A 19,764-nucleotide genomic window follows, 5' to 3' on the forward strand; every position below is an offset into this window, starting at 1 on the left:
ACGATAAACAAAGCTCTGCCCCACAAACCAAGTTCTGAAAAATAAAAAACGCCCCAGCTCAAACTGGGGCGTTTTTATATCTTGTTTCCACTTGCTAAGAGAAAGGCTTAAAGAAAGAACAATGAAATACCGCCGAGCGCGACCAATGTTCCTATTACACTCTTCACGCCAACCTTTTCACCTTTAATGGCGTAAATTACTAAGATAAACAGCGGGCTTGTGGCGATTAAGGTTTGCGCTATCGCTGGGTTGGCGTACTTCAACGCAATCTGTTGTAGCCAAAGGGCAAGAAAGGTCCCGACAAAGATCGCCAGTAACAACCATCCCATTGCTTTGTTGCCCATCTCTTGAATGTGCTGCTTGATGCCCTTAAACGGTGCTGGCTCAACGACTTTAATCACCAAGCAAACCGCTAACACACCAATGCTGAGCCTGATTAACGCACCAAGTAAGGGTGGAAGATCGCCTGCAACCAACGCATAGTGCGAAATCACCACACCCGAAGCTTGACATACACTCGCCAACAGGCCAAACCCGATGCCGCTCCAATTTGTTTCTTCACCTGAAGAAGAAGGTTGAAAGACCACAAAAGTCACTGCTGCGGTTGTCACCACCACGCCAAGCCAACTTTGTAATGTCAGTTCTGAACCAAGAAACACCAAAGCAAGCACGCCCGATAGCGGAGGAGCAAGAGATTCTAGCAATAAGGTTTTGTTCGGACCAATGCGCTTCAACGCAGCGAAGTAAGCACTATCACCAATGGCAATGCCAATCACACCAGAAACCGCCAATACAGCGAGATGTAATGGTTCAATTTGTGTTGGTATACCCTGCGGCAAAAATGGCATGACCACCAGCATCATCGCTGATGCAATAATGCCTTTGACGATGTTCAACTGCATCGCTGAAAAACGATGACTGAACTGACTGTATATCCATGTGGCAACCGCCCAAACGACCGCCGCGCAAATTGCAGCAATCTCACCTGAATATTGCACTACTTACTCCTTCGTATTGCATGCCGTATCTCTCAATAACAGCGCATCGAGTTATAAATAACTTGATTCACTTATTGTTTCATCAAATACTTAAACAGTTAATTTACGTAAGTTTTTCTATTTAGCAACAAGCACAGGGAAGTAAGATGTTTCTAGACTATTTTGCACTTGGGTTACTCATTTTCGTTGCTTTGGTTATCTTCTACGGAATCATTGTGATTCACGATATTCCTTATGAAATAGCAAAAGAGCGCGAGCATCCTCACCAAGACGCTATTCACTACGCTGGCTGGGTAAGCCTTTTCACACTTCACGCCCTTTGGCCTTTCCTTTGGATTTGGGCGACATTATGGCGCAAAGAACGAGGCTGGGGCTTCAAACAACTCGAACAAGAAACGCATGATATCCATCATCGCCTCGAAGAGCTAATAGATGAAGTCAACGAATTGAAAAAAGAAGTCTCTACGCTGAAAGGCGAAAAGCCAGCGTCAAGCACTCCAGCACAAAAAGAACAAGGTAAGGAGGAACAATAATGGATTTACTACTGGTTCTGACTTACGCCGCGCTATGTATCGCGATTTTCAAAATCTTTAATATCCCACTAAATAAGTGGACAGTGCCAACAGCCGTACTCGGTGGGGTGGTGTTAGTCGGTACGCTTATCTTGCTGATGAACTACAACCATCCGTTCACGCAAATTGGTAACCAAGTCTTCTCAACCACACCAGTCGTTTCTGGCGTTCGTGGCCGAGTGATTGAAGTACCTGTTCAACCAAACCAACCATTGCAGAAAGGTGATGTACTTTTCCGTATCGATCCGATTCCATTCCAAGCAGAAGTGGATAAGCTACGTGCGAAAGTGAAAGAAGCCAGCCAAGGTGCATTGGGGCTAGAGTCTGGCGTTCAAGAAGCGGAAGCAGCAGTCATCAAAGCACTTGCTGAGCGTGATAAAGCGCAACGCGAATTCGACCGTTACCAACGTGGTTTCGATCGTGGCGCCTTCACCGAGCAACAATTGGATACTCGCCGTCAAGCATTTAAAGCGGCTCAAGCGACGCTTGAAGTTGCTCAGTCCAAACGTGAACAAGCACAAATTGCGTTGGACTCTGAAGTCGGCGGAGAAAACACTCAGGTTGCTTCACTATTGGCCGAGTTACGCCAAGCAGAGTTCAACCTCGATCAAACCGTCGTGAAAGCGCCAACCGACGGCTACGTGACTCAGTTAGCATTGCGTCCAGGCGTAATGGCGGTACCGCTGCCACTTGCTCCTGTGATGACTTTCGTTCACACCGAACAAAAACTGTACACCGCCGCGTTCCGTCAAAACTCTCTACAACGCCTAGAACCTGGCTTTGAAGCCGAGTTCATGTTCCGTGCATTACCGGGACAAGTGTTCAAGGGTAAGGTCATCGAAGTGCTACCAGCCATCGCGGAAAGCCAATTCCAAGCACGTGGTGCACTGCTGGGTACCGATGCGCTCCGCACCAGTGGTCGCGTGTTCGTTACTTTGCAAATCACTGATGATCTGACTGAGTATCACCTACCACTCGGTACGGCGGTTGAGGTCGCGGTTTATTCAGATAGCTTTACCCACGTTTCTATCATGCGAAAAGTGCTTATCCGCATGAAGAGCTGGCAAAACTACCTATACCTAGACCATTAATTTAATGGCGAAAAACGCATCAAAAAGTGTAATCAGGGGCTGACAGTCAGCCCTTGTTTTCATTCTAGCCATCCAGACAGATAGCATTCCCACTTTTATCAATATTCTGTATAATGCGCGCCTTATTTTTGATGCTTGCTGAAAAACTAAGCCAGTCAATGGGATGCGTGAATCCAATCACACATTTCTTGAAGAAAAACAGAGCAAACAATAAGCAGCTTGGTTGTTTCCTAACTTTGTTACACAATCAGCGCTATAAAACAAAGCAAGTGAACGTTCTTTAAAATCGACAATTGAACTGAGGTTATCTATGAATCTTTCTGCTAAAACCGTAGTGGTTATTGCAATCGGTGCTGCGCTATACGGCATCGGCGGTTTGCCAATGTTTGGCATTCCTGTGTTTGCAAACACGACGCTGAAACCAGCAATGGCGGTATTGGCATTGTTCTCAGTGTTATTCGGCCCTCTTGTAGGCTTCTTGGTTGGCTTCATTGGCCACTGGGTTACGGACCTATTTGCAGGCTGGGGCGTATGGCTAACTTGGGTACTTGGTTCAGGTATTGTCGGTTTAATTATCGGTCTTTTCCCTTCTCTAACACGCAACCGCTTAGAGAAAGGTGACTTCAATATGAAAGATTTCGCGTTGTTCGTGGTGCTTGCTCTATTGGGTAACGTATTTGGTTACGGCTGCTCAGCCTTCCTAGACACCATCTTGTATGCAGAACCGTTCACTAAGGTATTTACACAGCTGTCGATCATCGCACTGGGTAACACCATTCTTATTGCTATTGTTGGCTTCTTCATTCTTAAGTCTGTCGCAAAACGTAACAAGCAAAGCCGCAACTTAACAGAGGCTTAATGTCGAATGACAATCGAATTTTCTAACTTCTCTTTTAGATATGAGTCGCTGGACAAACCGACGCTAAAAAATATCAATCTAAGGATAGAGAAAGGAGAGAAAATCGTCATTATCGGTCCAAGTGGTAGTGGTAAATCTACCCTTGGCCAATGTCTTAACGGACTGATCCCACACGCTACCAAAGGGGAAACCAGTGGTCAGTTGACCATCAATGGTCAAGACACCGCCCCTTTTGACATGCACCAATTCACCGAACAAGTTGGTACCGTACTGCAAGATACGGACAGCCAATTTGTTGGGTTGAGCATTGGTGAAGACATCGCATTCGCGTTGGAAAACCAATTGATGTCTAACATCGACATGTACCCATTGGTCAAAGCGACGGCCAAAATGGTCGATTTGGAACAGATGTTAGATCGCTCCCCTCACGATTTATCAGGCGGTCAGAAACAGCGCGTTTCTTTGGCGGGTATTTTAGTCGATGACGTCGACATCTTGTTGTTTGACGAACCACTTGCAGCCCTTGATCCAAAGACGGGTAAAAAGACCATCGAGATTATCGATGATCTGCACCGTGAAACGGGCAAAACCATCATCATTATCGAGCACCGTCTTGAGGACGTACTGCATCGCTCTGTTGACCGTATCATTCTGATGGAAAGTGGTGAAATCATCGCAGATACCACACCGGATGAAATCTTAGCGTCCCCGCTTCTTGAGGAGTACGGTATCCGTGAGCCTCTTTACCTTTCCGCTTTGAAAGAAGCAGGCTGCGCGATTGAAGGCGATGCAAAGCCATCAAGCTTAAGTACATTGCCATTGGTGCAATACCAATCCGCCGTCAGCGCATGGTTTGAAGCCTCAAAAACAACCAATGTTGAAAAGCAAGCCGAGACTCTTCTGGCTGTTCGTAACCTTACCTATTCATACGATGGTGAGAAAAACGCGCTTGAAGACGTTAGCTTCGACGTAAAACGCGGCGAATTCGTTTCGGTTTTGGGTAAAAACGGCTCTGGTAAATCCACCATCACTAAGCTTGTGATGGGCGTGATTGAAGCAGACCAAGGTTCGATGATCTTGAACGGCCAAGACTTAAACGAGCTAACCATTTTCGAGCGCAGCCAAAAGGTTGGCGTGGTAATGCAAAACCCAAATCATATGATTTCGCATCACATGATTTTCGACGAAGTGGCTTTCGGTCTGCGTAACCGTGGTGTTGAAGAGAAACTAGTCGAAGCGAAGGTATTGGAAGTCCTTGAGCTGTGTGGTTTGAGCAAGTACCGCCACTGGCCAATTGAAGCATTAAGCTACGGTCAGAAGAAGCGTGTGACGATTGCATCGATTCTTGCCCTAGAGCCTGAGCTTTTGATTCTGGACGAGCCTACTGCTGGTCAAGATTATCGTAACTACACATCAATGCTGAGCTTTATCGAGAAGCTTAATCGTGAACTTGGCATTACGGTGATGATCATCTCTCATGACATGCACTTGGTCTTGGAGTACACCACTCGTTCCATCGTGATTGCCGACAGCAAGTTGATTGCTGACGCGCCAATGACTGAGGTGTTTAGTTCCCCAGCACTGTTAGACCAAGCGAACCTAGCGACAACTAGCTTGTATGAACTCGCGACTGAGTTAGGCATTGAGAACACTAACAACTTTATGCAGCACTTTATTTACGTTGAAAAAGCGCGTCGAGAGCGTGAAAACAACGCCGATGTACAAACTTCAGAAGCTCAAGATCCACAAAATAATGACGCTAAGAACATTGAGAAAGTAGTGGCATGAAAGACAATAAGATGAAGTTTGGTATCAACTACATCGATACCCAATCGCCACTGCACAAACTCAATGGCATTACCAAGTTTTTGATGTTCATTGCGTGGGTAACGGTGGTACTTACAACCTTTGATTTGCGCATCATTGCTCTACTGATCGTTGTAGGTCTTGGTTTGTTAAAAATGACCAAGGTACCTTTCCATGTGTACAAGCCTTTACTGATCGGTACAGGCAGTGTTTTGTTGATTAATGCGCTGTTTATGTTCGCATTAGCGCCGCAGCAAGGCAGTGAATACATGGGGTCAACAACGGTATTGTTGTCGTTACCGGGTAATTACTCACTCACCCAAGAGACCTTGTTTTATCTGGTCACCGTGACACTGAAATACTTCAGCATGTTCCCAATTGCCTTGGTGTTTGTGTTTACTACGCATCCTACTGAGTTTGCAGCAAGTTTGAACCGCATGGGTGTGCCTTACAAAATCGCTTATGCAGTCAGTTTGACCTTACGTTACTTGCCCGAAGTGAAGAAAGACTTCGTGAACATCATGCACGCTCAACAAGCTCGTGGTGTTGAACTGAGTAAGAAAGCGCCGTTGTTTACCCGTATGAAGAACGTTTCTAAGATCTTAGGCCCTTTAATTTTCTCTAGCCTAGATCGCGCTGACCAAATCTCTAACGCGATGACATTGCGTGGTTTTGGTCGTCATTCTTCTCGTACTTGGTACAGCCTAAAGCCGCTGACCAAAGCCGATATGGTGTGTATGGCAGGCATCGTCGTGATTGTTGCCGCAGCGATTAGCAAACGCGTTATAGACACTCAACTATTTTGGTATCCGTTCTAAACGAACCACTCTCACAACAAACCAGTCTCACGTTGAAAACCGAATACAAAAATGGGATGCCTCTGCATCCCATTTTTATAACCAGTTTTCGCGTTAAGTCATTGAGTAGTAAGCACTAACTTAGTTCCATCTCAACACACGTGTTTCATTACCCTCTCCCGGCTTAGCTGGGATATTTAAGGACAGTAACAAGCTCACTGCGGCCATAGCGGCACCAATGTAAAATACGCTTGAAGGCGAAACCAACCAAATCACACCAAAGGTTACCGGAATCACGACAGCAGCAATGTGGTTGATGGTAAACGCCACACCAGCCGTTGATGCCATGTCTGCCGGATCGGCAATCTTCTGGAAGTAAGTTTTGATTGCGAGTGCCAGTGCAAAGAACAGATGGTCAATCACGTACAATGCTGCCGCCCACTCCGCAGTTTGCACTAAACCGTAACCGACGAAGACAAAAATCAATCCCACATATTCAAACATCAGTGCTTTGCGCTCACCAACGGCTCCGATAAAGCGACCAATACGTTTAGCAAACAGGAAATTGAACAAATAGTTGATTAAGAAGAGAAGCGTAATCTCTGCAGCCGAATAGCCAAACTTCTCCACCATCAAGAAACCAGCGAAGACCGTGAAGATTTGACGGCGAGCACCGCTCATAAAGGTCAATGCATAGTAAAGCCAGTAGCGCTTACGCAGCACCAACTTTTTGTTTTGTGGTACTTCCGTTTTGAATTCAGGAAACGCAAATGCCATCACCATAATCAGGATAAAACCCGTACCGCCTGCTAATAAATAGACCGTCTTAAAATCTAACTTCAGCTGTTCTAACAGTACCCAAATCGCACCATAGGTGACTAAAGACGCCAATGCCCCAACCGAGATGAACTTACCCAACATCTCTGGCGCTTCTTCTTTAGAAAGCCATTGTAAGGACAAAGATTGCTTCAGTGTTTCGAAATAGTGGAAGCCAGTCGACATCAACAAGGTAGTAAAAAGAAGTCCAAACAAAGATGGGAAGTAACCTGTGATTGCCGTGCCCAGTGTCAGCATGGCTAGCGAGACCAGCATAAAACGTTGCTCGCGGATAAACAGCAAAACAAAGACAACAGTGAAAGCAAGAAAACCGGGAATCTCACGCACACTTTGCAGTAAGCCGATATCGGCCCCATCAAAGTTGGCTTTTTCGATAACGAAGTTGTTCAGCAGCGCCATCCAAGTGGAGAAGGCAATAGGAACAATAATGGAAATCAGCAGAAGAAAGTTTTGTGGCGTTCTCCAACTTTTCTGTGGCGTATTCATGATGAGTCCTTAGGATATGAAGCCGCCATCATACCGCCAAATGTAACAAATTCGCAATATCATTATTATTTATTTACTTTCTGTTTTTCACTTAAATTTCCGAAAGTTAGAATAAAAAACCGCCTCTAAACTAGCGTTTAAAAAGCGGCTATGTCGTTATTTTTTAAAGTTTATTTTACAAAAAATCTTTATGTACTTTGATGATTGCCTTACGAACGGATGCTGGTCCTGATTCTGTAGCAACCAATGGGCGATGTGGTTGCCCCGGATAGAAAATAATGAACTCTCCGGCCCCCACTTTTATGAACTTCTCATCAACCAACTGTTCACTGAAAGCCACGTCTTTGTCTGCTAGCAGGTCTTCTTCTATCGCTGTGAAAGGGTTCAAACTGTAGCCAAATACCTCTTCACCTTCGAGTAAGATTTGTACATCGAGATAGTTACGGTGGATCTCAGAACGTCGGTGTTCAAGTGGCTGAGTTTGATCTTCAACCACCATCATAAAAGCTGATTCTCCAAACAACTCATACTTACCATTTTCAATCGGTGTGCTGAGCTTATCTTTTGCTATCTCAATGACGCTTTGCAGCTTAGGAGATAAATAAGAAAGGAACGTTAAGTGTGCTAAATGTCCGGTGTACATAAATGCCTCAAGTAAATAAAACAAGATATATTTGTAATACAAATGAACTTATTCTACTTACGAAGACTTGTATGCTCGCCAGATCACAAAACCGTGAATTCATGCCTCTAGCTTTTTAACCTTTTCAAGCATCAAAACCAAACATAAGCCATTGATATAAATTAAAAACAAAAACATAAAATTTAATTCACTAGAAGAAACTGAGATCCGACAACACATTTGGGGAATTTTTTCATTGCAAATTCCAGACGGGTGAATATTATAATGACCATATAATCATACAATAGTATATTTTAGGAGTTAGATATGACAAAACCTGTGATTGGTTTCATTGGACTAGGTCTAATGGGCGGCAACATGGTTGAGAACCTACAAAACCGTGGTTACGAACTAAACGTAATGGACCTGAACAAAGAAGCGGTTGCAGCGTGTGTTGCTCGTGGTGCGAAAGAAGCAAGCTCTGCAAAAGAACTGGCTGCAGCAAGTGACATCGTGATGCTTTGTCTAACCACTTCAGAAGTTGTAGAAAAATTGGTTTACGCAGAAGACGGTATCCTAGCAGGCATCAAAGAAGGTGCAGTGCTGGTCGACTTCGGTACTTCTATCCCAGCTTCTACTCGTAAGATTGGCGCAGATCTAGCGGCAAAAGGCGCAGGCATGATTGACGCACCTCTTGGCCGTACTCCTGCTCACGCGAAAGAAGGCCTACTAAACATCATGGCTGCTGGTGACATGGATACATTCAACAAGGTGAAGCCAGTACTTGATGAGCAAGGCGAAAACGTATTCCACCTAGGCGCGCTAGGTTCTGGTCATGTGACGAAGCTGGTAAACAACTTCATGGGTATGACAACAGTAGCAACCATGTCTCAAGCGTTTGCAGTTGCAAAACTTGCTGGTGTTGATGGCCAACAACTGTTCGACATCATGTCTGCAGGCCCATCAAACTCACCATTTATGCAGTTCTGTAAGAACTACGCTGTAGATGGTAATCCAAACCTAGGTTTCTCTATTGCAAACGCAAACAAAGACCTTGGTTACTTCCTAGAGATGGTAAAAGACCTAGGTACTGAGTCTCTTATCGCTGAAGGTACTTCTGCAAACCTACAATCAGCGCTAAACGCTGGTCTAGGTCAATCTGACGTACCAGTAATCTTCGACTACTTCACTAAGCTAGAGAAGTAATTCGGATTGAGCCTTACTGCGCAAACATCGCAGTAAGGCTACTTTACTCTTCCCACTCCAACTTTCTATTCCCCACTTTTTCATCACGATTCTTCATATCTAGCACGTCTAAACGGTTAATATAGAACCTGATGCACGTTCGAGTGCTTCTTGTTCACCCCATGCAGCGTTATACTGTCTTCTATCAATGGTCACAGTGGCATACGCCTCCGCATTTTTTAGTTTGATATGATGAAAAAACAAGTCCTATTTCTTTGCACTGGTAACTCCGCTCGCTCGCAACTTGCCGAAGCGATCTTTAACCACATGGCAGGAGACCGTTTTCATGCTGACAGCGCAGGCGTTCACCCAAGTGAAGTCGACCCAAGAGTGTTTGAAGTTTTAGATGGGCAAAACATCACGAGTGAAGGGCTTCGCTCTAAAGATTATGCGGAAGTTGAAAGCAAGCACTACGACTTTGTCATCACCTTATGTGACAACGCAAAAGATGAATGTGTTATTTTCGAGCAAGATGTCGATCAGCTGCATTGGAATCTTGTTGATCCCAAACCACTGGAAGGCGTTAAGCCATTTAAAAATACCGCCAAAGAACTGATTGAACGCATCAGCCTATTTTTGCTCCTCAACAGCGAAGAGAATAACACGCATGTAGACCCAAGCAGCTTCTTTAAACTGATGAGCGATCCGCTACGCTTGAAAATATTAATGCTTTTGGAAGACGAACAAGACTTGACGGTCACGGATCTTAAAAACGCGTTAAATGAAAGCCAGCCGAAAGTCTCTCGCCACTTAGCATTATTGCGCGATACCACGTTCTTAAAAGACACACGCCAAGGGCTTTGGATTCATTACCGCTTATCACCATCTTTGCCAATGTGGATCAAGCATTTACTGCAAACGGTTCGCGTTGGTAACCCTGGTATCATTAACGTTGAGAAATCGCGCTTAAAAGCCGCACAACAAAACGAGCAATAAGAGCTTCACTCCCACCACACCGCTACATTTAATCCAGAGACACTGCTGAGTATTTTTATTTGAAGCAGTGTCACCTTGTCATCGTTTCGTCAATTCCATTGCTTGGTAATTACCCAAGCCCTAACAAAATATAAACCATTGATATATTTAAATAATAAGGCGAAACACTTCCGCTTTTGGGTATAACCCATACTTCTTGGTTCTAGATGAGCAAATTAATCATTTTTCTGTTGGGCATCGACAAAAATCGCTTTATTTAAGATGCCTTTTTGAACACACAGGCAAACGATATTGTAAGTATCTTGCTACTACGGTCCCGACTCCAGCTGGTAGCAGTTTGTGACTCCACATAAGCCTTGCCCACCTACCACTCCATAGGTGGGCTTTTTTTTCAAAAAATGCTGTGTGTAGGCATTCCAGACCGATATGTTTTAAAGGTGATAACTTCGGCCAGTATTCATTGAGATATCATCTGAACATCAGCCAAACAACTGGCTCAATCAATATTTCATCTTTGATAATCGGGAATACCCATGCGAAACGCTAAAATCGCGAAGACCGTTTTGTGGGTTGTGGTCAGCAGTTCGATACTTTGGCGACAGCTAGTCAGCATGGACTACTTGCTCCATTAAACAAGCAGACCGCACACCTAGTGATAATGAGGTGAAGCCTCATCGAAAGCCCTTTTCTCACGGAAGAGAGAGGGCTTTCAACTTTCTATAGCAACCTGAACATCTATAGTCATCTGGATGATGAACAATCTTGGGAATGCCTAAATCCTTTTTAGTACCGATGCTAAATTAAGCACCGAATTGAGAGATTAGGATTCATGAGATGAAATACGCATTTTCAGTGATGTTATTGTCACTGCTTCCTGTGGTCGCAAACGCTGGCCCTATCGACCCAAAATGTAGCCCTAAAAAGCTGGCTAACGGTGTAACGAAGGTTGTAGGTAACCGTTGTACGCTTGATGAGACGATCGCGGATACTACGAAAGAAGCGCTAGGCGTCGACCATCGCGTTAACCCTAAAAAGCGACTAGAAAGAAAAGGCCTTATCAAAGACGAAAAGTCGGACTAAGCGCCCACCTTCCATTCCTTCCTAAAATGGCCAGTGTTTAACGACACTGGCCATTTGGTTTTAGCTCAACCGAAGCCCCCTCACCTTTAATGGTCGTAGGCCCAATATCAAAGCGGCATGCTTCGCCACTAAGGTAAACGGTATTCAATAGATTGTGCTCTTGATAAGTGACTCTGACTTGAGACTCCATCGGAGCAACAACGATGATGTCAACTTCACGTCCAGTGGGTTGAGCTTGGTTAACACAGCCAGCGCTAAGTAAAACAAGAGGAACTAAGAGGCTTTTCATAACAATAGAGTCTTTCATTCACGTCATAACAGTCAAAAAAAACCACCCAGATACAAGGGTGGTTAATAAAAAGGAATACGCTATTTCTATAACAGTGATGAATCTTAATTAAGCTCAATAATATTTTGATGGCATCGAAAAATTAAGCAAAACTAGACTGCCTACCAGCTAAACTCGCTCTTTGTTCTCTTACTCTTTGTTTTGTTATTCAATGTTCTTCACATTCAGTCGATTCTGGAACTCAAACACCTTTTCAGGACAAACATCTAAACAACGCCCGCAACTCATGCAGGTTTGATCCATCACGCGACGGTCGCCTTCTTTTAACGGTTGACGCAAAATCTCCGGCTCGGGGCAAACATAAAAACAATCCATGCACTTAGTACAGTCTTCTCGCCGCACGGCAGTGACTCGCATTAAACTCTTGCTACCAATCACACTGTACGTTGCTCCCAATGGACACAAGTGACCACACCAGCCGTGCTCAACTAGCAATAAATCCAGCACAAACACCAATAAGATCAAAACCCAGCCAGCACCCATGCCAAATACCAAACCACGATGCAGCGCCGCAACAGGGTCAAGCCAAGTCCAGAGCACTGAACCCGAAATTGCGCTGCCAAGCATCAATGCGGGAATTAACCAGTAGCGAATATTTGGCGACCAACGATAACTCGCTTTGAGATTGAGTTTTCTGCGCAGCCACGCAGCAAAATCCGTCACGATATTGAGTGGGCATACCCAAGCACAAAAAGCGCGCGGAGCTAGAATCGCGTAAAACACCAACACAATCGCTACGCCTAGGAAAGCGTTAAACTCTGGAATATGACCTGTGGCGAGAGACTGTAATACAATCAGAGGATCGCTCAGTGGCACCGTATTAAGCAGCATACTGGAAGATAAATTGCCTTGCAGAATGCCCCATGTTGGCCCTGCCATAAACAGAACAATGATGGTCAGTTGGCATAATCGACGTAGAATGAGAAAACGATGCGCACGCCACCATCCCAGTTTTTCGATGGCTTCTTTACCAGCATCTTGCGCTAAGTTCTTGGCCATTATTGACCTCCTTTGAGCGACTCAAGCGCACCACTTGGTACTGGATTATCTGCTGGTAAGACATTTTCAAGCGGCTTGTCGATTTCTTGCCAACCAAAGTTGTAGTGACTACCAACCTTACCTTTGGCGAGATCGGTCGGCACCACTTTGATCGCTGCCACATCAAGCACGCAAGCTTGTTCACATTTACCACAGCCCGTACACACATCAGAATTGACGGTCGGGATCAGTTTCGCGTGATAGCCCGTTCTGTCATTGCGAATATTTTCCAATGTGATCGCTTCATCGATCAGCGGGCACACGCGGTAACAAACATCACAACGTAAACCTTGCCAGTTGAGGCAGGTTTCGTGGTCGATCAGCACAGCCGTTCCCATTCTCGCATCGTCTATATCGGTGAGGTCATGATCCAGCGCACCGCTAGGACAAGCCACGACACAAGGAATGTCTTCACACATTTCGCAAGGAATATCGCGCGCAGTAAAGTACGGTGAACCTGTGGCAACTGGGGATAGCAGACTCGCAAGCTTCAAAGTGTCATAAGGGCACGCCTGAACACACAGCCCACAACGAATACAGGCAGACTCAAAATCACCTTCTGGCAAAGCGCCAGGCGGACGAATAGGCACACCTTTAGTATCGCGTGCTTGGCTCTGCAAAGATTGCAATCCAAGAACACACGCTGCCGCACCCACACCAGCGGCGGTACGGGCAGTGTCACGCAAGAATCGACGTCGACTTTGCGAGACTTTTGACTGAGAGGATTTCATTATTATTTTCCTCAAACACGCTCTAATTGCTCTTAAATAAGTTAAGCATAAATAGCGCTAAAAAGGCGTGCTCCCCATACCCCATAAGAGGTAACTCCAACCTGTCTTGATTAAAATCAACTCGTTGCAGATACCAACTTCACACTTTGATAAAAATGGCTTTATTTTAGTCAATACAACTTCACCATTATTCTCCATAAAGGTGAAGTTCCTTAGTACAAAAATTCAACGGAAAATCACTCTCATTGGTATTTTCAATGATAATTCACTATAAAAAGTGAAAGTTAGAGGTTCGTAACATGCTAATTTAAAAGCCATTTGAAGGGTAAAAGTAAAAAAAGGCTATTCAAAGTGACGTTCTCTGGTTAGATTGAAGTTAATTCCAACAAACCACAGGAGAGAAGCATGGAAATCATCGTTCGTCCAACCACTGTTGAAGACGCTGCTGCGCTAGTCGAAATTTATTCGCAACCAAAAGCACAACGTGAAACCCTGCAACTCCCTAAGCCATCTCTCAAGATGTGGGTTGAGCGACTATCGAACATGCCAACCGGTGTGTATAGCTATGTTGCAGAAGTCGATGGCAAGGTAGTGGGAAACATTGGATTTCATCATTCACAACGCCCGAGAACTTCGCACACCGCCTCGTTTGGCATTGGTGTTCATGACAAGTTTCACGGCTTAGGCGTTGGAAGTGCGCTGATTAGTACGGTGACAGAGCTGGCCGACAACTGGTTAAATGTAAGACGTATCCATATCGAAGTGAATGCCGATAACGACGCTGCAATAGGCTTGTACAAGAAGCACGGCTTTGAGATTGAAGGTGAGTTTGTTGATGCCTCTTTCCGAGACGGTGAGTTTATCAACACCTATAGCATGGCTCGCATTCGAAAACCGAAAAACTAATAGTTATCCACCATGATAAAACTCCCGCTTTTTCACTGTGAAATCCAGCGGGAGTTTTTATTTACTGCTTCAAGTCCAAATCGTCTAACGCTCGTTTCGTTAACGATTCGGTATATGGGTTAATCTTCCAGTGACTAGGACTCCAGCCTTTCACAAAGCGCTGAAAATCCGCCCAAGCAACAGCGAACAATGGTCGCCATTCTTGCTCAACCACAGAAACATCAAGCTCAGGCTGATAGTGTTTAAGTGCACTATCTAGGGCGTCAAAGTAGGTATTCAGCACCCAAGATTCCATCTCTGCACACTGATCCGGTTCGACAGCACTACTCATAAACAGCGCCACGTCTTTCATCGCGCAGCCATGACCTACATACTGAAAATCTACTGCAGCAACAGCTGAGCCTTCATCATCAAAGCAAAAATTGGCCAGCTTGGCATCACCATGAACCAGTGTTTGAAAGCGTGCCTGACGCAAAGTGCAGTCAATCATCTCCGCATGTTGGTTGAGCCTGTCATCTTGAAGTGTGGCCAATTCATCAGGTCTTGTGTCCAAATGCCAATAGGTACCTGTTGGCCATAAAGTGTCGTCAGTAACACCAATATAGCGCGCGTGGAAGTTTGCCAACCAAACCAAGCAGGCTTTCAAGTGTGCTTTACTCGCCTCTTTAATCACGTTTGGATAACCGGCTTGAGCGAGGTCTTCCATCACAATCAGCCATTCATTTTCGTTCTGAAAACACTTGAGCCCTTGCGGGATTCGGCAACGTTCGTCGGCCTGTTGACTGAAGTGCTGATACCAACCGACTTCAACCTGATAAGAATGCAGCTTACGTTGATGGGAGCGATCGGTGTTCCAACCACGCGGATGTTCCGATGGTTTAGGAAGTTGAACGTGTTTAACGATGATCGAGCGGCACGGAAAAGTCAGCCGAACTAACTCACCATAACCACCCCATAGAGATTGAATCACATCGATGCGTTCAAGCGAACCTAGCTTGAGCTCGTCACCGATGTTTTGATAAAGCGGATTGTTCATTGGCTCCATTATGCGAGTAAATGCGCCCATTCAGGGTGTGTTGCCATGTATTTAATCACGTAAGGGCAAACGGGTACAACGCGATAGCCTTGTGCTTCAATTTCTGGCAGTACGGCCTCCATCATCACTTTGCCATAGCCTTTACCGCGCACTTCTTCAGGTATCAGCGTGGACGTTATGTGCATCTCTTGTCCATCAAGCTTATAAACCACTTTTGCTTTGTGGTCTTGCTCTAAATCGACCCAAAAAATTTGGCTTGTTGTGTCTTGTGTCACTTTCTGCATTATCCGTGCCCCACTTTTCACTCGTGCTTTATTGAAACCAGCTATGTGACTGCATAGAATGATATCCACGCAATAGTCTAGTCATTTAGTACTACCATAACATAGCGCAAAACCGTCTTCTCACATTAGGTACGACAATAATAATGAGAAATATGATGACGAGTGCAAGGGACAATCGTTCGTCTCTTACAAATAAAAAAGCACCAGAACGTCAGGCAAGCACATTAAACAGCACCGATGCAATGGCAATGGTGGAACATGGAAGTGAAGTGACACTTAACGTCACCACGCCAGTAGGCACCAAGTTCATCACCACCAGTACATTTATGGGCTGTCATTCCAACAATACCGCGCTGATTGAGCTCCCAAATATCTCCGACGAGGATTTGAAGTTTTACTTTCAGGAAGGCTTCTGGATTAACGTAAAAGCCTACTCCCATCGTGGTGAAGGCGCCGTGATCCCTTTTCGAGCCCAGCTTCAACACCGTTTGGGCGACCCATACCCATTATTGGTGCTGAGTCTGCCTAACACCATGCAGGTTTATCAGCTGCGAAAAGAAGTGCGATACGAAGTGAATCTGCGCAGCCGCCTTCAGTTCGAGCAATACCGAGCAGAATGTGAAATACGAGACCTTTCCAAGAGTGGCTGTAGATTTGTTACCTCACCGATGAGTAGAACGCTCCAAGTCGGTGATCTTGTCACTCTCGACATAACGATGCCGGGTAACGGACGCATGTTAGCGCCACTAAAAGGGCGAATCTGTAACTTACAGAAATCGACACACTACGCGCGATACGGGGTCGAGTTTGATGATTTCGGGAAAGCAAATGCCAAAAACCTTTTAAGTCACCTCAAATTTGATGGCACCAAGCTAACGCTGAAAGGATAAACCAGCCCATATCCAACGTATGAATCACGGCGTTCAAATAGCCCTAATTCGTTCAAATGCCCCTAAAATGAAGAAAACCCCTTACCACACGGTAAGGGGTTTTGTTTTACTAAGAAAAAGGCGGGATCTTAGAAAACAATTTGACTTAGAAGTCGTAACGTAGACCTAGTGCTAGTTCGTCTTGCTCGTCAGAACCTTCGTTGTCCATTAGGTCGAAGTTGTATGACGCGTAGCCACGGAAGTTAGGCTTGAAGTAGTAAGTTACGTCAACAGCTAGGTTTTCTACAGTATCTGTGTCTTCTACGTCACCTTTGTTGTAAGTAGAAGTGAACACTGTTTGACCCATAGTGTATGCAGCTGCTAGTTCGTAACCTTTGTAATCGTCAGAATCTTGCTCGATACCTGTGTAGTTACCAGCAACGTAGAAGTTACCTACAGTGTAAGAAGCCGCTAGCATGTATTGGTCAACGTCATCTTGGTTAGCAAAGCCAGCACCTAGCTCAAGGCCAGTGTCAGCGAATGCGTAAATACCAGATAGAGAGAAGCCATCTTGCTCGTTGTCGTCAAAGCCGTTCGCATCTGTTGTGCGATCAGCAAAACGGTAGCTTGCACGAAGCGCTAGTTGCTCGAATTGGCCTGAGTAAGAAACCATGTTGTCTGTGCGGTCAGCAACTGGCAGTTTTAGTGCTGCAGTGTTGCCGTGGTAAGCCATGATATCAGTGAAGTCAGTGATAACGCCTAGTGCACCGTCGTTTTTACCGTAAGTGATTTCACCGTATTTGCCGCCAAGGCCTGCGTACGCGTAACGAGTCTCTAGATCGCTGTTGTTATCAACTGCGCCGTTTTCGAATGTTTCGAACTCACCTTCCCAAAAACCAACACCGTATAGGCTATCGCTGATTTCCTGTTTGCCTAGGAAGTTAAGACGGATACGTGAACGGTCTTCTGCTTTGCCGTCGATCATAGATAGACGAGCTTCAGCGCGGCCGCCCATTTCTAGTGATGTACCGTCTTGGTTGTACAATTCTGAAGCGACAACTTGAGATCCAGATGCCATTAGCGCCACTGCTACAGCTAAAGTTTTCAATTTCATTTATAGTTTTCCATATCTTTGTTTTGTCATCATTTTCTCACCAGAAAACAGGACTTTTCTGTACCAACGAGAAAACGGGCGGCATCGTAGCAGCTGCTATTTTTAACGCAACAAGTTGAATACACAGCCTTAATTGAACAAAACACCACTGGAGATGACGATATGAATACCTCCAAACCCTCAAGTTATCGGTTCGATGAATAAAAGCGTGCGCGTCAAAAAACTTTTGACGCTAAAAAGTGAGACTCAACATTTATAAATGTGATATAAGTCACCTTTTATTTTGGGTAACTGACTGTTTTAATTACTGTTAATTAAATCATTACTCGATTTTTGATAAAAAAATCCCCAAGCCGAAGCTCAGGGATTCTTTTCAATCAGTCGATGTTTGTCGCTTGTTGCTTTTGATTAAAGCTTGAAGAAACTCAACTGCTCTTTTTGTTTTTCAGCAAGGTGAGAAAGTTCTGTACTTGCGCTCGCGCTTTGGCTGATGCCAGCAACGTTTTGGTTTACAAGTTCAGACATGTTTACCACGTTACGGTTGATGTCTTGTGTTACTTGAGACTGCTCTTCCGCTGCCGTCGCCACTTGCGTATTTGAATCGTTGATGTTCGCTACCGACTCGGTAATACCAATCAACGCATCGTTCGCTTGCTGAGTGAGCTCGTTGTTGCGGTTAAGCATCTCTAGGCTCACCTGCATGCTGTCATTTGCAAGACCAGACTGCGCTTGAAGCTCTTCAATGATAGAAGAGATTTCTTGCGTTGAGTCTTGAGTGCGTGCCGCTAGCATACGAACTTCATCTGCTACAACAGCAAAACCACGACCAGATTCACCAGCACGTGCTGCTTCAATCGCTGCGTTCAGTGCTAGAAGGTTAGTTTGCTCAGATACGCCACGAATCACTTCAATAACGTCGTTGATTTGAACCGATTGTTCTTTCAGACGAAGAACCACTTGCGCCGCATCGTTAAGCGCTTGAGACATTTGCTCGCTTGCTTGTGCACTCTCTTGGAAGATAGCGAGGCCAGATTGCGCTAGACCGTCTGCTTCACGTGCTGTTGCGTCTGCTGATGTCGCGTTGTCGCTTACGTTGTTTGCTGTGCTTGCTAGCTCGTTAACCGCCGATGCCACTTGCTCGATTTCAGCCAATTCTTGTTGAGCATTAGCTTCAGCTTGTGTCATTACCGCTGCAAGTTCTGTTGAAGCAGAAGCCACTTCTTCACTGATGCGCATCAGTTGGTCAACCGTATCGTGAAGCTGTTTCGCTGTTTGGTTTACGTCTTTGCTTAGCTGTGAAATTTCGTTGTCGCCATCGATGTCTGCACGCACCGACAGGTCACCACCTGCTAGCTTGCGCATCACTTCTTGAAGTTTTTGAATTGGCGTAACAATCATGCCAGATAGGAACCAAGCACCTAGCAAAGAGAATGCAAATACCGCAATGACTGACATCATGGCATTGTTTTGTACGCGAGTATGTTCACGTGCGCTTGCTGCGGTTGCTTCCGTCGCAATCTCATTCACACGCTGTGATAGTGAGTTGATGGTTGCAACCATTTCGTTACCAACACGGCGGTAACCTGAGATAAAGTTTGTGTATTCGCTATCAGAAACTAAGCCACGGTCGTGACGGTTAAAGAATTCTACCGCACGTGTTGAGTAATCAATGTAAGCATCAATACTTTGGCGTACTTTCTGCGCTTCTTTGCTGAACGTACCACGAGCATCGACAAGATCGAGATCGGCATCAATCGCTTTTGCACCCGCCTTTAGGTCAGCAAGGAAAGCATCACGACGAGAAGCATCGTAGATTGCGTAAACCGCGCTAATGCGCAATGGGTAAACTTGGTCGTCGATTTTAGCCAATGTGTCTTTGTAGAACACAAGAGAGTCGGAGTTAGAAGCAACCAATTCTTGCTCTGCTTCTAAGTTGTTTTGAGTGATCCACAATGTGATGAACAGAGTGATCGCGGTGAATAGAACTGGAACCAAAACTTGCGTTCGTACTGACAAGTTTTTCAGTGATAGCTGCATGAGTAACCTCAGGTATTTGAGTGTTGGCTTCCTTGCGATGGGATTATTCCCGGACGAATAGACAAGGGGGC

Annotated in this window: 20 protein-coding genes; 10 read left to right on the top strand and 10 right to left on the bottom strand. The window is 45.2% G+C overall.

All coding sequences use genetic code 11. From position 1 onward, the window contains the following. Positions 1–107: 107 nt before the first annotated feature. Entirely contained in the window at positions 108–998 is an 891-nt protein-coding gene (locus ACLIIY_RS17495) for a DMT family transporter (RefSeq protein WP_434529005.1), read from the bottom strand. A 146-nt stretch (positions 999–1,144) separates the two neighbouring features. Between ACLIIY_RS17495 and ACLIIY_RS17500 the strand changes: the two genes are divergently transcribed. From ACLIIY_RS17500 to ACLIIY_RS17520, 5 genes are all read left to right on the top strand, one after another. Then, positions 1,145–1,531, top strand: coding sequence for a DUF3302 domain-containing protein (locus tag ACLIIY_RS17500; protein ID WP_005438987.1), 387 nt, complete (start codon positions 1,145–1,147; stop codon positions 1,529–1,531). Continuing rightward, a complete protein-coding gene (locus ACLIIY_RS17505) occupies positions 1,531–2,661 on the top strand; it encodes an HlyD family secretion protein (RefSeq protein WP_009704951.1) in 1,131 nt (376 codons plus the stop codon). The genes ACLIIY_RS17500 and ACLIIY_RS17505 overlap by 1 nt, the downstream gene beginning before the upstream one ends. A gap of 310 nt (positions 2,662–2,971) precedes the next feature. Further along, a complete protein-coding gene (locus ACLIIY_RS17510) occupies positions 2,972–3,520 on the top strand; it encodes an ECF-type riboflavin transporter substrate-binding protein (protein ID WP_005432209.1) in 549 nt (182 codons plus the stop codon). A gap of 6 nt (positions 3,521–3,526) precedes the next feature. Further along, positions 3,527–5,308: an ABC transporter ATP-binding protein gene (locus ACLIIY_RS17515; RefSeq protein ID WP_434529006.1), complete on the top strand. Its 1,782-nt coding sequence runs from the start codon at positions 3,527–3,529 to the stop codon at positions 5,306–5,308. Continuing rightward, positions 5,305–6,144 (top strand): energy-coupling factor transporter transmembrane component T family protein, encoded by an 840-nt coding sequence (locus tag ACLIIY_RS17520; protein ID WP_020197879.1) that lies wholly within the window; start codon positions 5,305–5,307, stop codon positions 6,142–6,144. The genes ACLIIY_RS17515 and ACLIIY_RS17520 overlap by 4 nt, the downstream gene beginning before the upstream one ends. A gap of 120 nt (positions 6,145–6,264) precedes the next feature. Here the strand turns inward: ACLIIY_RS17520 and ACLIIY_RS17525 are convergent, their stop codons facing one another. Further along, positions 6,265–7,446 (bottom strand): MFS transporter, encoded by a 1,182-nt coding sequence (locus ACLIIY_RS17525; RefSeq protein WP_434529007.1) that lies wholly within the window; start codon positions 7,444–7,446, stop codon positions 6,265–6,267. Positions 7,447–7,621: 175 nt separating this feature from the next. Beyond that, positions 7,622–8,089 (bottom strand): YhcH/YjgK/YiaL family protein, encoded by a 468-nt coding sequence (locus ACLIIY_RS17530; RefSeq protein ID WP_409378564.1) that lies wholly within the window; start codon positions 8,087–8,089, stop codon positions 7,622–7,624. Between the two features lie 306 nt (positions 8,090–8,395). On the opposite strand from ACLIIY_RS17530, the gene ACLIIY_RS17535 reads away from it, so the two are divergent. From ACLIIY_RS17535 to ACLIIY_RS17545, 3 genes are all read left to right on the top strand, one after another. Further along, entirely contained in the window at positions 8,396–9,274 is an 879-nt protein-coding gene (locus ACLIIY_RS17535) for an NAD(P)-dependent oxidoreductase (protein ID WP_434529008.1), read from the top strand. 228 nt (positions 9,275–9,502) lie between these two features. Beyond that, the gene (locus ACLIIY_RS17540; RefSeq protein WP_038895949.1) at positions 9,503–10,249 is read left to right on the top strand and encodes a metalloregulator ArsR/SmtB family transcription factor; all 747 of its coding nucleotides are present in this window, start codon (positions 9,503–9,505) and stop codon (positions 10,247–10,249) included. Positions 10,250–11,083: 834 nt separating this feature from the next. Beyond that, entirely contained in the window at positions 11,084–11,329 is a 246-nt protein-coding gene (locus ACLIIY_RS17545; protein ID WP_005439002.1) for a hypothetical protein, read from the top strand. A gap of 37 nt (positions 11,330–11,366) precedes the next feature. On the opposite strand, the gene ACLIIY_RS17550 is transcribed toward ACLIIY_RS17545, so the two are convergent. The 3 genes from ACLIIY_RS17550 to napG all read right to left on the bottom strand — a co-directional run bounded on the left by ACLIIY_RS17550 (position 11,367) and on the right by napG (position 13,447). After that, entirely contained in the window at positions 11,367–11,618 is a 252-nt protein-coding gene (locus ACLIIY_RS17550; RefSeq protein WP_009704957.1) for a hypothetical protein, read from the bottom strand. A gap of 204 nt (positions 11,619–11,822) precedes the next feature. Further along, positions 11,823–12,677 carry a quinol dehydrogenase ferredoxin subunit NapH gene (napH, locus tag ACLIIY_RS17555; protein ID WP_005439006.1) on the bottom strand — a complete coding sequence of 285 codons (855 nt, stop codon included), beginning with the start codon at positions 12,675–12,677 and terminating at the stop codon, positions 11,823–11,825. After that, positions 12,677–13,447 carry a ferredoxin-type protein NapG gene (gene napG / locus ACLIIY_RS17560; RefSeq protein WP_045408312.1) on the bottom strand — a complete coding sequence of 257 codons (771 nt, stop codon included), beginning with the start codon at positions 13,445–13,447 and terminating at the stop codon, positions 12,677–12,679. The genes napH and napG overlap by 1 nt, the downstream gene beginning before the upstream one ends. A gap of 405 nt (positions 13,448–13,852) precedes the next feature. Here napG and ACLIIY_RS17565 point away from each other — a divergent pair, with 405 nt between their 5' ends. Further along, positions 13,853–14,353, top strand: a complete 501-nt coding sequence (locus tag ACLIIY_RS17565; RefSeq protein ID WP_199453960.1) for a GNAT family N-acetyltransferase — start codon at positions 13,853–13,855, stop codon at positions 14,351–14,353. Between the two features lie 61 nt (positions 14,354–14,414). On the opposite strand, the gene ACLIIY_RS17570 is transcribed toward ACLIIY_RS17565, so the two are convergent. Next, a complete protein-coding gene (locus ACLIIY_RS17570; RefSeq protein WP_434529535.1) occupies positions 14,415–15,398 on the bottom strand; it encodes a phosphotransferase in 984 nt (327 codons plus the stop codon). Next, the gene (locus ACLIIY_RS17575) at positions 15,398–15,673 is read right to left on the bottom strand and encodes a GNAT family N-acetyltransferase (RefSeq protein ID WP_005439019.1); all 276 of its coding nucleotides are present in this window, start codon (positions 15,671–15,673) and stop codon (positions 15,398–15,400) included. The genes ACLIIY_RS17570 and ACLIIY_RS17575 overlap by 1 nt, the downstream gene beginning before the upstream one ends. A gap of 152 nt (positions 15,674–15,825) precedes the next feature. Here ACLIIY_RS17575 and ACLIIY_RS17580 point away from each other — a divergent pair, with 152 nt between their 5' ends. Beyond that, positions 15,826–16,563, top strand: a complete 738-nt coding sequence (locus ACLIIY_RS17580; RefSeq protein WP_370736490.1) for a flagellar brake protein — start codon at positions 15,826–15,828, stop codon at positions 16,561–16,563. A gap of 145 nt (positions 16,564–16,708) precedes the next feature. Here the strand turns inward: ACLIIY_RS17580 and ACLIIY_RS17585 are convergent, their stop codons facing one another. Together ACLIIY_RS17585 and ACLIIY_RS17590 are read right to left on the bottom strand one after the other, a co-directional pair. After that, positions 16,709–17,656: a porin gene (locus ACLIIY_RS17585; RefSeq protein WP_005439023.1), complete on the bottom strand. Its 948-nt coding sequence runs from the start codon at positions 17,654–17,656 to the stop codon at positions 16,709–16,711. A 408-nt stretch (positions 17,657–18,064) separates the two neighbouring features. Further along, the gene (locus ACLIIY_RS17590; RefSeq protein ID WP_005439025.1) at positions 18,065–19,693 is read right to left on the bottom strand and encodes a methyl-accepting chemotaxis protein; all 1,629 of its coding nucleotides are present in this window, start codon (positions 19,691–19,693) and stop codon (positions 18,065–18,067) included. Positions 19,694–19,764: the final 71 nt, after the last annotated feature.

This window comes from Vibrio sp. K4 (assembly GCF_051122595.1).
GTDB classification, from domain to species: domain Bacteria; phylum Pseudomonadota; class Gammaproteobacteria; order Enterobacterales; family Vibrionaceae; genus Vibrio; species Vibrio owensii.